At 65.4% G+C, this 12,688-nt stretch carries 9 protein-coding genes; all 9 read right to left on the bottom strand.

Features of this window, described 5'->3' with window-relative positions:
* Positions 1-6: 6 nt before the first annotated feature.
* The 9 genes from greA to grpE all read right to left on the bottom strand — a co-directional run bounded on the left by greA (position 7) and on the right by grpE (position 12,683).
* A complete protein-coding gene (gene greA / locus ACXJJ9_RS14525) occupies positions 7-483 on the bottom strand; it encodes a transcription elongation factor GreA (RefSeq protein WP_310052755.1) in 477 nt (158 codons plus the stop codon).
* Positions 484-587: 104 nt separating this feature from the next.
* Entirely contained in the window at positions 588-3,839 is a 3,252-nt protein-coding gene (gene carB, locus ACXJJ9_RS14530) for a carbamoyl-phosphate synthase large subunit (protein ID WP_457097840.1), read from the bottom strand.
* Positions 3,840-3,846: 7 nt separating this feature from the next.
* Positions 3,847-4,305 (bottom strand): DUF6973 domain-containing protein, encoded by a 459-nt coding sequence (locus ACXJJ9_RS14535; RefSeq protein WP_457097841.1) that lies wholly within the window; start codon positions 4,303-4,305, stop codon positions 3,847-3,849.
* Positions 4,302-5,423, bottom strand: a complete 1,122-nt coding sequence (gene carA, locus ACXJJ9_RS14540; RefSeq protein WP_457097842.1) for a glutamine-hydrolyzing carbamoyl-phosphate synthase small subunit — start codon at positions 5,421-5,423, stop codon at positions 4,302-4,304. The genes ACXJJ9_RS14535 and carA overlap by 4 nt, the downstream gene beginning before the upstream one ends.
* A gap of 238 nt (positions 5,424-5,661) precedes the next feature.
* Positions 5,662-7,890, bottom strand: a complete 2,229-nt coding sequence (locus tag ACXJJ9_RS14545) for a DUF1631 family protein (RefSeq protein ID WP_457097843.1) — start codon at positions 7,888-7,890, stop codon at positions 5,662-5,664.
* A 158-nt stretch (positions 7,891-8,048) separates the two neighbouring features.
* Positions 8,049-8,759, bottom strand: coding sequence for a 4-hydroxy-tetrahydrodipicolinate reductase (gene dapB / locus ACXJJ9_RS14550; RefSeq protein ID WP_457097844.1), 711 nt, complete (start codon positions 8,757-8,759; stop codon positions 8,049-8,051).
* Between the two features lie 95 nt (positions 8,760-8,854).
* Positions 8,855-9,985, bottom strand: a complete 1,131-nt coding sequence (dnaJ, locus tag ACXJJ9_RS14555; protein WP_457097873.1) for a molecular chaperone DnaJ — start codon at positions 9,983-9,985, stop codon at positions 8,855-8,857.
* Positions 9,986-10,071: 86 nt separating this feature from the next.
* Positions 10,072-11,994, bottom strand: a complete 1,923-nt coding sequence (dnaK, locus tag ACXJJ9_RS14560; protein WP_457097845.1) for a molecular chaperone DnaK — start codon at positions 11,992-11,994, stop codon at positions 10,072-10,074.
* A 173-nt stretch (positions 11,995-12,167) separates the two neighbouring features.
* Positions 12,168-12,683: a nucleotide exchange factor GrpE gene (gene grpE / locus ACXJJ9_RS14565; RefSeq protein ID WP_457097846.1), complete on the bottom strand. Its 516-nt coding sequence runs from the start codon at positions 12,681-12,683 to the stop codon at positions 12,168-12,170.
* Positions 12,684-12,688: the final 5 nt, after the last annotated feature.

Below are 12,688 nucleotides of genomic sequence, written 5' to 3' on the forward strand. Positions count from 1 at the left end.
AACGGCTCAGGCCTGGTAGCTGACGCCGATGATTTCGTATTCGCGGGTGCCGCCCGGCGCCTCGATGGTGACGGTATCGCCCTCGTGCTTGCCGATCAGGGCGCGCGCCACCGGCGAGGAAATCGCGATCAGGCCCATCTTGATGTCGGCTTCGAGGTCGCCAACGATCTGGTAGGTCTTTTCTTCGTCCGTGTCGGCATCGGCCAGTTCGACGGTCGCGCCGAAGACGACGCGGGAACCGGCGTTGAGCGACGACACGTCGATGACCTGCGCATGCGACAGCTCGGCCTCGAGCTGCTTGATGCGGCCTTCGATGAAGCCCTGCTGCTCACGGGCAGCGTGGTATTCGGCGTTCTCCTTGAGATCGCCATGGGCACGCGCTTCGGCGATCGCGTTGATCACGGCCGGGCGCTTGACCGACTTCAGTTCGTCCAGCTCGGCGCGCAGGCGTTGCGCGCCTTTCATGGTGATGGGTGCTCGCATTTTCCTTCCAGGTACCTGCCGCGCGTCAGCGCGGCCTTTCTGTGGCGATTCTGGCCCAGATCGCCCGGGCCGTCATCCCGTCATGCGCCGCTATGAGGGCGAAATCAGGCGGTTCCGTTCACTTCTGCGTGGAGTTCCTGCAACGACCACACGGGACCGGTGCCGCGGTAATCGAGCGAATTCACCAGCGCACGGGCGCCGGAGACCGTCGTCGAATACGTCACGCGCTGCTGCAGGGCCTCGCGCCGGATCGAGAACGAGTCGGTGATCGCCTGGCGGCCTTCCGTGGTGTTGACGATATAGACGACCTCGCCGTTCTTGATCAGATCGACGATGTGCGGACGGCCCTCGAGCACCTTGTTGATCCGCTCGCACGCGAGCCCGTTCTCCGTCAGGAACGCATGCGTACCCTCCGTGGCCACCAGTACATAGCCGCGCTTGATCAGGTCCTGTGCCACCGGCAGCACGCGCTGCTTGTCGGGATCGCGCACCGAGATGAAGACCTTGCCGGTGGCCGGCAGGGCCTTGATGCCGCCGGCTTCCTGCGCGCGGGCCATCGCCGCGCCGAAGTTGCGGCCCACGCCCATCACTTCGCCCGTCGAGCGCATCTCCGGGCCGAGGATGGGATCCACGCCCTGGAACTTGGCGAACGGGAAGATCGCTTCCTTCACGGAGTAGTAGTCGGGAATGATTTCCTTGACCGCGCCCTGCTCCGCCAGCGTCTGCCCGACCATGCAGCGCGCCGCGATCTTCGCCAGCGGCATGCCGGTCGCCTTCGACACGAACGGCACGGTGCGCGAGGCGCGCGGATTCACTTCGATCAGGTAAACGGTGTCGTTGCCGGCTTCGTCGAAGGTGATCGCGAACTGGGTGTTCATCAGGCCGACCACATTGAGCGCCTTGGCCAGCGCCACCACCTGCACGCGCAACTTGTCCTGCACTTCCTTCGACAGCGAATACGGGGGCAGCGAGCACGAAGAGTCGCCCGAGTGCACGCCGGCTTCCTCGATGTGCTCCATGACGCCACCGATCAGGACGTTGCCGTCCTTGTCGGCGATGACGTCGACGTCGACTTCCACGGCATTGTCGAGGAAGCGGTCGAGCAGCACCGGCGAGTCGTTCGATACCTTCACGGCGTCGCGGATATAGCGGGTCAGGTCCGAGTCGCCATGGACGATTTCCATGGCGCGGCCACCGAGGACATAGCTCGGACGAACCACCAGCGGATAGCCGATCTGCGAGGCGAGCAGCAGCGCCTCTTCCGGATTGCGCGCGGTGCGGTTGAGCGGCTGTGCCAGGCCCAGGTCCTGCACCAGCTTCTGGAAGCGTTCGCGGTCTTCGGCGAGGTCGATCGAATCCGGCGAGGTGCCGATGACCGGCACACCATTGGCCTCCAATGCGCGGGCAAGCTTGAGCGGAGTCTGTCCGCCGTACTGCACGATCACGCCCTTGGGCTTCTCCAGGTCGCAGATCTCCAGCACGTCTTCGAGCGTCAGCGGCTCGAAATACAGGCGGTCAGACGTGTCGTAATCGGTCGACACGGTTTCCGGATTGCAGTTGACCATGATGGTTTCATAGCCATCCTCGCGCAGGGCGAGCGCGGCATGCACGCAGCAGTAGTCGAACTCGATACCCTGGCCGATGCGGTTTGGGCCGCCTCCGAGCACGATGATCTTGTTGCGGTCGGTGGGCTCCGCTTCGCATTCGTCCTCGTAGGTCGAATACAGATAGGCGGTGCTGGTGGCGAACTCGGCAGCGCAGGAGTCGACGCGCTTGTACACAGGCCGGACCTTGAGTGCGCGGCGCAGCGTGCGCACGGCGGTTTCGTCGGTGGCGGTGAGCTGGGCCAGGCGTGCGTCGGAGAAGCCCATGCGCTTGAGGGCGCGCATGCGCTTCGCACCGAGCGACGCGAGTCCGCCGGCGGCGACGTCCTTCTCGGTGGCGATGATTTCCTCGATCTGGTCGAGGAACCACGGATCGACGAAGGACATCGCATGGACGTCTTCAACGCTCATGCCAGCACGGAAGGCGTCGCCGATATGGAACATGCGCTCCGGGCCCGGTTCCTTCAGTTCACGGCGCAGGGCGGCAAGGCCGACTTCGCTGTCGAGATCGAGGCCGGTGGGGTCGAGTCCGACCTTGCCTGTCTCCAGCCCGCGCAACGCCTTCTGCAGCGACTCCTGGAAGGTGCGGCCCATCGCCATCACCTCGCCCACCGACTTCATCTGGGTGGTGAGGCGGGCATCGGCCTGCGGGAATTTCTCGAAGGCGAAGCGCGGGATCTTGGTGACGACGTAGTCGATGGTCGGCTCGAACGATGCAGGGGTCTTGCCACCGGTGATCTCGTTGCGAAGTTCGTCCAGCGTGTAGCCGACCGCCAGCTTGGCCGCGATCTTCGCGATCGGGAAGCCGGTCGCCTTCGACGCCAGCGCCGAGGAGCGCGAGACGCGCGGATTCATCTCGATGACGACGACGCGGCCGTTGGTGGCGTTGATGCCGAACTGCACGTTCGAGCCGCCGGTGTCGACGCCGATCTTGCGCAGCACCGCGATAGAGGCATCGCGCAGGCGCTGGTATTCCTTGTCGGTGAGCGTCTGCGCCGGAGCGACGGTGATCGAGTCACCGGTGTGTACGCCCATCGCGTCGAAGTTCTCGATCGAGCAGACGATGATGCAGTTGTCCGCCTTGTCGCGGACCACTTCCATCTCGAACTCCTTCCAGCCCAGCACCGATTCCTCGACGAGGATCTCGTGCACGGGCGACAGCTCGAGGCCGCGTTTGGCGATCTCCTCGAACTCTTCCTTGTTGTAGGCGATGCCGCCGCCGGTACCACCCAGGGTGAACGACGGACGGATGATGGTCGGATAGCCGACCTTGGTCTGGATTTCGACGGCCTGTTCGAACGACCGCGCGACTTCGGCCTTCGGGCATTCCAGGCCGATGTCCTTCATCGCGATGCGGAACAGTTCGCGGTCTTCGGCCATGCGGATGGCATCGCGCGAGGCGCCGATCAGTTCGACGTTGTACTTCTCCAGCACGCCGTTGTCGGCGAGGTCCAGCGCGCAATTCAGCGCGGTCTGGCCGCCCATGGTCGGCAGCAGCGCGTCTGGCTTCTCCTTGGCGATGATCTTCTCGACCGTCTGCCAGTTGATCGGCTCGATGTACACGGCGTCGGCCATGTTCGGGTCGGTCATGATCGTCGCGGGGTTGCTGTTGACCAGCACCACGCGGTAGCCCTCGTCGCGCAGGGCCTTGCAGGCCTGGGCGCCGGAATAGTCGAATTCACAGGCCTGTCCGATGACGATCGGACCGGCGCCGATGATCATCACGGTCTTGATATCAGTGCGCTTGGGCATGGTGTCCTCAGTAAAGTCGTTCCCGCCACGCGCGGGGCGCGAGCCAGGTAATCTGCTCGGGCGACCTTGCATCGATCGCACCATTCTTCACGGCAGCAAGCACGGCTTGCTGCATTGCATCCCAGCTATCGGCCGTCGCGCCAATACGCGCGCCGAGCTGGTTGTTGTGCGCGTCCATCGCACGGGCGGCATTGCCCTGCCCGCCCTGCTCCATCACTGCCGTTACCCAGTCCACGCAACGCGGCGACAAGGTGTAGGCAACGATGGCGCTGGCAAGCGAGTGGCGGTAGGCATCCGCCGGGCCGTTGCGACCGCCTGGCAGGCCGGCCTTGAACCACTGCGTGTACGTCGCCGTCATGACGAAGGCAGGGTACGCGCCAAGCAACACCGCAATGACGGCCATCCTGATAACGGCTGGCCGGCGCCAGAAGCGCTTGCGGGTCGGCTTGGCGGCAACGGCCTTCACTTCGCCTGCATCGACGCGACGAAGCGGTCGAACAACGGTCCTACGTCATGCGGTCCGGGACTCGCTTCCGGGTGGCCCTGGAAGCTGAAGGCCGGGGCGTCGGTCAGTTCGATGCCCTGGTTGCTGCCATCGAACAACGAGCGATGCGTCACCCGCACATTGGCCGGCAACGTGGATTCATCGACCGCGAAGCCATGATTCTGCGAGGTGATCATCACGCGGCCGCCGGCCAGGTCCTGCACCGGATGGTTGGCGCCGTGATGGCCGAATTTCATCTTCACCGTCTTCGCGCCGCTGGCCAGGCCGAGCAGCTGGTGGCCCAGGCAGATGCCGAAGGTCGGAATCCTGCGATCGACGAACTGCCTGATCGCGGTGATCGCGTAGTCGCACGGTTCCGGATCGCCGGGACCATTCGAAAGGAACACGCCATCGGGATTCATCGCCAGCACATCGGCGGCCGGCGTCTGCGCCGGCACCACGCTCACGCGGCAGCCGCGCTCGGCAAGCATGCGCAGGATGTTGTGCTTCACGCCGAAGTCGTAGGCGACCACGTGGAACTTCGGATCGGCGTGCACGAAGACGTTGTTGTCCAGATCGAGCTGGCCGTCGCTCCACTCGTAAGCAGTGGGCGTGGTGACGACCTTGGCCAGGTCCATGCCCTTGAGGCCAGGGAACTTGCGTGCGGCTTCGAGCGCCTTGTCCACGTTGATCTCGCCCGCCATCAGCGCACCGTTCTGCGCACCGGTATCGCGCAGCAGGCGCGTCAACTTGCGCGTGTCGATATCGGAGATCGCGACGATGCCGCGCTTGGCCAGCCATTCCGGCATCGATACCTGGCTGCGCCAGTTGCTCGGACGGCGCGGGACATCGCGGACGATCAGGCCGGAAGCCCAGACCTGGTTGGCTTCGTCGTCCTGCTCGGTCATGCCGGTGTTGCCGACGTGGGGATACGTCAGGGTGACGATCTGGCGGGCGTAGGACGGATCGGTGAGGATTTCCTGGTAGCCGGTGATGGCGGTGTTGAACACCACCTCGCCGACCGAAAGGCCGGGCGCGCCTGCGGAAATGCCCTCGAAGATCGTTCCGTCTTCGAGTGCAAGGATTGCGGGTTCAGTCACGGGGATCGCCTTGGCAGCTGGGGGGACTGACCCCACCAGGCCGGCAACCGCGCATTCGCAAGTGCGGAACGCAGGCTGCAGCAAACCGCGGACTCGGGTCAGTACCGGTCCGGCGGGTGGGGTTCAGGCGAGCGGGAATTGTAGCGATGGCGCGGCGAATACGCCAGCGCGAATTTCACCCGCCGCAAAGCTGCAACGGCATGCGGCTGCAAGCGCTCTGCCGGGACGACCCGTGGCGTCAGGCGGTGGCGATACCCGGGGGCGAACCTTCCGCAACGGAATCGGCGGGGGTTGGGGCCGTACTCACCTTGAGCTTCCCCATCACCTGGTGCATGGCGTCTTCGAAGGCCGTGCCGGCTTCACGCAATTGCAGGCGACCAATCCGCGCCATCGCGGCCAGTTCCTCGGCGGAGGCCACGAGCACACGGATGCCGCGCCGGTTCACGAACAGCAGGCGCGAGGAGATCGGACTGATCCACGACACCTTGGCGGGCTCGACCCGCCCGCTTTCGCTGGTCAGCTGCACCCAGGTGCCGACTTCGAGCGCACGCATGCGTTCGGCCATGTCCGGGTCGAATTCGAGATTGTCCTTGCCTCCGACCAGCTGCAGTTCCGCCGGATCGGGAGCCGCGGTCTCGGGAGCCGGAACCTGCGACATCGGAAGCTGCTCCGCGACCGCGGCGGCACTTTCGCCCGCCGATACCCGCTGGAGGGTACGTTGCAGTGTTGCGAGCACCTCATCGGCCGCATGGCCATGGACGCCCGAGCTCTCGAGGATCGAAGCCATTACCGTGCGCGGCAACTCGGGGAGTTTCTCGAACGGCACGCCCAGTTCGGCATGGTCGAAACTCACGAGCAACGAAGTGACCGCGTTGATCGCTTCGGCGTAACGCGGCGCGTCCTTGCCCTCGCGCAGGACAAGCTGGGTGAGATGGTGGGCGGTATAGCCATTGATGAAGGCATCGAGCGCGGGCGGCAATTCGCGCGTGTCGCGGCTGACGGCCAGGTCCCCGGCAACGCCCTCGCGTGCCTGTTCAAGCCGCTCCTTGCCTCGCTGGGCTTCCGCGGCACGTCGCTCGGTGACTTCGATGCGCTTGCGGTGCTGCTCCATGAAGGAACGCAGCTCCTGCTCCAGCGTCTCGAAGATGGCGACGTCCTCGTTGAATTCGGCAACGAGCCGGTCGATGGTGCCGTCCACGCGCGCCATCAGCTCGCGTTCCTGCGGGCTTTCGCCGCGGTTGCCTTCGCTGGCCTCGGCGACCACGTTGAGCAGCCGGCGGGCCGGATGCGCCTTGTACAGGAACAGGCGACGGTCCTTTACCGCGACCTTGATATACGGCACCAGCAGGCGGTTGATCTTGGTCCGGACGTCGGCTTCGAAATGACGCTCATCGAGCAGCACGTCGAACAGCATGCCGACGAGATCGACGGCGTCTTCGTCCATGTTGGACAGGGTCAGGTTGTCGCCGCCCATGCCCAGGCGGCGTGCGCCGGTCAGCAGGTCGCGGCGCAACTGTTCGGCCAGGGGGACACGGGAATCCGTGGCAACGTTTTCGTATGGCTTTGCCGGCTCGTGCTGCAACTTCGACAGCACCGTCATGACATCCGAGGTGCTCATGCTCGGTCCGGCTTCGGCCGCGCGCCCCGGGTTCATCGCCTGTCGCCAGGATTGCAGCAACCCCAGCAGGCTGGAAAACATCATCTGGTCGCCCGGGCCGGTCATGCCGAACTGGGTGGCGACCGCGTTGGCGACAGCCACGGTCGCGGCGTCCCCCGCGGCCGGTTCCCCGGCCTGCTGAGTGGGCTGCGGGAGCGGCTCGGCGCGCTTGGTCGGCTTGATGTGCGGCAGGATGCCTGCGGAAACCAGTCCCGAATTCAGCCGGTCGTACAACGGGGCCAACCCGGACGAAAGCTCGCGCTCGAAGAACTTGTACAACACGATGCGCACGCCCGTGGTCACATCCAGGGCCGTCAGCGCCGCACCGAGGCCTTCGGCAAGGTACTTGGGGCCCACCGGGTTATCGCGGGCGGCGAGCACCGGGCGTTCGGTCAGAGCCGCCAGTCGCTTGTCGAGCAATTCCAGCGCCGGTGCGTGGTATCGGCTCAGGCCATCGATGACCTGTTCGGTAGCGAGCTGTTCTTCCAGGGCATCGTCGGATACCAGGGTGAGCGCGGATGCGTCGACGGCGCGCGTCCCCATCGGTGCTTCCCCCAGCCGGCGGAATGCTCCCGCGATGGACTGGTCGAAGCGTTGGGATATCTGGGCGCGAGCGCGGCGGAGGTCACGAAGCGACGTGAGCTCCGTGCCCGCGCCGGTCTGGCTGCTGTCGAACAGGTAATCGTCCGCGCGGCGCAGTACGCGCTCGAGCGCGAGGCCCAGTTGTTCCTGGCTGATGCGCTGCATCGCAGCGAGCAACAGCTGTGGATCTCGGCTTCCTGCCGGAAACGAATCTCCCTGCATCGTCATGCTTTACCCCCTGGTTCAGACCGCATCCTATCGGCGCCCAAACACGTGGCATGGTGACGCAGTTCATGAAGCGTTTACTTGCCGTCCGTCGGGCGCTCCGCGCAAGTTCTGGAACGTGCGCGCGGTCACGGTCGGCACAGGGCCTGGAGCACGCTGGGTCAGTCCAGCAGGTCACGCAATTGGTATCGGCCCGGTGCACGGCCGGCAAGGCGCGACGCCGCGTGCAGCGCGCCACGGGCGAAGATGTCGCGATTGGTGGCGCGATGCACGAGCTCGATGCGCTCGCCCAGCGTCGTGAACTGGACCAGGTGCTCGCCAACGATGTCCCCGGCGCGCAAGGACGCGTATCGCGGGTGCGCCCCGCCGCGCTCCGCCGCGGCTCCAAGGGCGAGCGCGGTCCCGGACGGGGCATCCTTCTTGTGGACATGGTGCGATTCGACGATGTCGCAGTCCCAGCCCGCCAGCGCAGCCGCCGCGCGCTCGACGAGTTCGCTCAGTGCGGCCACTCCCAGGCTGAAGTTCGCGGCCGACAGCACCGGGATGCTGGCTGCGGCTGCGGCGAAGGCTTCCTGCTGCGCTGGCGACAGACCCGTCGTGCCGGAAACCAGTGCGGCATTTCGCGCGACGCAGGCGGACAGGATTCCGTCGAATCCTTCCGCCAGGCTGAAGTCGATCGCGACGTCGAACTCGGGCAGTCCACCCAGCTCGCTCGCGGTGAATTGAGGAATGCCGTCGACAGCACGCGAAGAGACCTTGCGCGAAACGGCGGCGACGACCTGCAGATCCTGACGTTCGGCAGCCAGCCGCAACAGCGCCTGGCCCATTCGCCCGGAGGCGCCGTGGATGGCAATTCGGGGATGCGTTTCCATGTGCGCAGGCTAGCGTGTCGGGCGATTGTTTCCCAGCATCACCCACGAAACGAAGCGCGCAACCCGGGTCCAGGCCCGGCGGACGCTGCTTCGATTCAGGACGTCATCCGATCCCAGAAGCCCTTCACGCCATCGATGAAGGTCGACGAGCGCGGCGAATGCTTGCGCGCGCCGTCGCCGACGAAAGTCGCCTCGAACTGCTCCAGCAATTCGCGCTGCTCGATGGTCAGGTTTACCGGTGTTTCCACGACGACGCGGCAATACAGGTCGCCCGGGGAGCGGCTGCGCACCGACTTGACGCCACGATCGCGCAGGCGGAACTGCTTGCCGGTCTGGGTCTCGGCCGGAATGCGCAATTCGACTTCGCCATCGAGCGTGGGCACGCGTACGGAGTCGCCCAGCGCGGCCTGCGAGATGCGGATCGGCACGTCGCAGTGCAGGTCGTCGCCGTCGCGTTCGAAGATCTCGTGCGGACGCACGCGGACCTCGACATAGAGATCGCCCGGAGGCGCACCTGCCGGGCCGGCTTCGCCCTCGCCCGTCAGGCGGATGCGGTCGCCGGTGTCGACGCCCGCGGGAATCTTGACCTGGAGGGTCTTGGTACGCTCGACCCTGCCCTGTCCGTGGCAGTCGCCACAGGGACTGGCGATGGTCTTGCCGCGACCACCGCAATGCGGGCAGGTCTGCTGCATCGAGAATATGCCGCGCTGGAAACGCACCTGTCCGCGGCCATGGCAGGTTTCGCAGTTCTCCAGCTTGCCATCGGAAGAACCGCTGCCCTTGCAGGATCCGCATTCGTCGAGCGTGGGGATCTCGATTTTCCTGTCGATCCCGCCGACCGCCTCCTCCAGCGACAGCTCCATCACGTAGCCGATATCGGCACCGCGGCGCGGGCCACGGGCACCCGTGCCACCGCCGAAGATGTTGCCGAAGATGTCGCCGAAGATGTCGCCCATGTCGGCGTAACCCGCTCCCGGACCGCCGCCGCCACCCATGCCGTGTTCGAACGCGGCGTGGCCGTGCTGGTCGTACATGCGGCGCTTGGAACCATCCGACAGGACTTCGTAGGCTTCCTTGCATTCCTTGAACGATGCTTCGGCAGCGTGGTCGCCCGGATTGCGATCCGGGTGGTACTTCATCGCGCAGCGACGGTAAGCCTTTTTCAGGTCTTCATCGCTGGCCTCGCGGGCCACACCCAGGACTTCGTAGTAGTCGCGCTTGCTCATCGTTGCTGCCATTCCCCGTCACTCCGAAACACCGACGGGCAGACCTTGGCCTGCCCGTCGTATTGCTGTCATCTATCCAGTTCGCCTCAGGACTTCTTGTCGTCCTTGACTTCGGTGAACTCGGCATCGACGACGTCATCCTGCGACGGACCTGCACCGGCCGGACCCGCGCCCATGTCCGGGCCCGCCTGGCCAGCGGAGGCCGCAGCGAACAGCGACTGCGCGGCTTCTTCCAGCGCCTTGGCCTTGGCTTCGATCTGCGCCTTGTCGTCGCCGCGCATCGCGGTCTCGAGCTCGGCGATCGCGCCTTCGGCACGGCCAATCACGTCACCCGGCACCTTGTCGCCGTTGTCCTTGATCGCGCTGCGGGCAGCGTGGATCAGGCCATCGGCGTGATTGCGGGCCTGCACCAACTCGTGGAACTTCTTGTCCTCTTCGCGGTGGGCTTCGGCGTCCTGCACCATCTTCTGGATTTCTTCGTCCGACAGACCGGAACCGGCCTTGATCTCGACCTTCTGTTCCTTGCCGGTCTTCTTATCCTTGGCGGTCACGTGGACGATGCCGTTGGCGTCGATGTCGAACGACACTTCCACCTGCGGCATGCCGCGCGGCGCCGGCTCGATGCCGGACAGGTCGAAGCGGGCCAGCGACTTGTTGTAGCGGGCCTGTTCGCGCTCACCCTGCAGCACATGCACGGTGACGGCGGACTGGTTGTCCTCGGCGGTCGAGAAGACCTGCGAGGCCTTGGTCGGCACGGTCGTGTTCTTCTCGATGATCTTGGTGAAGACGCCGCCCAGAGTCTCGATGCCCAGCGACAGCGGGGTCACGTCGAGCAGCAGCACGTCCTTCACGTCGCCCTGCAACACGCCGCCCTGGATCGCGGCGCCAACGGCGACGGCTTCGTCCGGGTTGACGTCCTTGCGCGGTTCCTTGCCGAAGAAATCGGTGACCGCCTGCTGGACCTTCGGCATGCGGGTCTGGCCGCCGACGAGGATCACCTCGGAGATGTCGGACGCACGCAGGCCGGCGTCATTCAGCGCGACGCGGCACGGCTCGATGGTCTTCTTGACCAGGTCGTCGACCAGCGACTCCAGCTTGGCGCGGGTCARCTTGATGTTSAGGTGCTTCGGRCCSGARGCRTCSGCSGTGACGTACGGCAGGTTSACTTCGGTSTGCTGCGCGGAGGAAAGCTCGATCTTGGCGCGCTCGGCCGCGTCCTTGAGCCTTTGAAGAGCAAGCGGGTCCTTGCGCAGGTCGATGCCCTGGTCCTTGTTGAACTCGTCGACGAGGTAGTCGATGACGCGCTTGTCGAAGTCTTCGCCGCCGAGGAAGGTGTCGCCGTTCGTCGACAGCACTTCCACCTGCATTTCGCCGTCGACGGACGCGATCTCGATGATCGACACGTCGAAGGTGCCGCCGCCGAGGTCGTACACCGCAACCTTGCGGTCGCCGCCCTTCTTGTCCATGCCGTAGGCCAGCGCGGCGGCGGTCGGCTCATTGATGATGCGCTTTACGTCGAGGCCCGCGATCCTGCCGGCGTCCTTGGTCGCCTGGCGCTGGCTATCGTTGAAGTAGGCCGGGACGGTGATGACGGCTTCGGTGACGGTTTCGCCCAGGTAGGCTTCCGCCGTCTTTTTCATCTTGGCCAGCACTTCGGCCGAAATCTGCTGCGGCGCCATCTTCTTGCTGTCGGCGGTTTCCACCCATGCATCGCCGTTGTCGTGCTGGGTGATCTTGTAGGGGACGAGACCGATGTCCTTCTGCACTTCGGCATCGGTGAACTTGCGGCCGATCAGGCGCTTCACCGCGTAGAAGGTGTTCTTGGGGTTGGTCACCGCCTGGCGCTTGGCCGAGGCGCCTACCAGCACTTCGCCGTCCTTGGTGAACGCCACGATCGACGGCGTGGTGCGATCGCCTTCGGCGTTCTCGATGACGCGGGCCTTGCCGCCTTCCATGATCGCCACGCACGAGTTGGTCGTACCCAGGTCGATGCCGATGATCTTTGCCATTGGTGTTTCCTCTTGCGAATCTTGGTCGTTGATGGCGGTGTGAACCGCTGATGTGCGCTATTTGGGGCTGGGGGGCTGCCAGTTCAAGCGGAACAGCTCGTGACTCGATGCCCCTGCGCGCTGCGGCGCGTTCGAGCCCGTCGCAGACCGGCTGCGCCCGCGGCGCGCCCCAATCAGTCGTGCTTGCTGATGGTCACCAGCGCCGGACGCAGCAGGCGATCGTTCAGCAGCCAACCCTTCTGGTAGACCTGCACGACATGGCCGGGCTCGTGGCCGTCGCCATCGACCATGCCCATGGCCTGGTGGTGTTCGGGATTGAAGGGCTTGCCGGCGGGATCGACCGCAACCAGGCCGTTGTCGCCAGCCACCTTCAGCAACTGGCGCAAGGTCAGCTCCATGCCTTCGCGCAGGTGCTGCGCGGTGTCAGCCTTTACGGCGAGGCCGGCCTCGAGGCTGTCGACCACTGGAAGCAGGTCGCCGAGCAAGCGCTCATTGGCGAACTTGCGGGCCATCTCGATATCGCGGGCGAGGCGCTTGCGCTGGTTGTCCAGCTCGGCGCGCTCGCGCAGCGATTCTTCGCGCAGCTGGGCCAGTTCGGCCTTCAGCGTTTCCAACTCGGCGACGAGGGGATTGGGAGGGGTGACGGCGGGATTCTCGCCGGTGGCTTCTTGCATCGGTTCGGTCGTCATCTTGG

Source organism: Lysobacter sp. P5_B9 (assembly GCF_054049835.1).

Coding starts and splice junctions, on each gene's coding strand:
- dnaJ (WP_457097873.1), bottom strand. CDS start 9,985: ATGAGCAAGCGCGACTACTACGAAGTCCTGGGTGTGGCCCGCGAGGCC.
- grpE (WP_457097846.1), bottom strand. CDS start 12,683: ATGACGACCGAACCGATGCAAGAAGCCACCGGCGAGAATCCCGCCGTC.
- greA (WP_310052755.1), bottom strand. CDS start 483: ATGCGAGCACCCATCACCATGAAAGGCGCGCAACGCCTGCGCGCCGAG.
- dapB (WP_457097844.1), bottom strand. CDS start 8,759: ATGGAAACGCATCCCCGAATTGCCATCCACGGCGCCTCCGGGCGAATG.
- carB (WP_457097840.1), bottom strand. CDS start 3,839: ATGCCCAAGCGCACTGATATCAAGACCGTGATGATCATCGGCGCCGGT.
- ACXJJ9_RS14545 (WP_457097843.1), bottom strand. CDS start 7,890: ATGACGATGCAGGGAGATTCGTTTCCGGCAGGAAGCCGAGATCCACAG.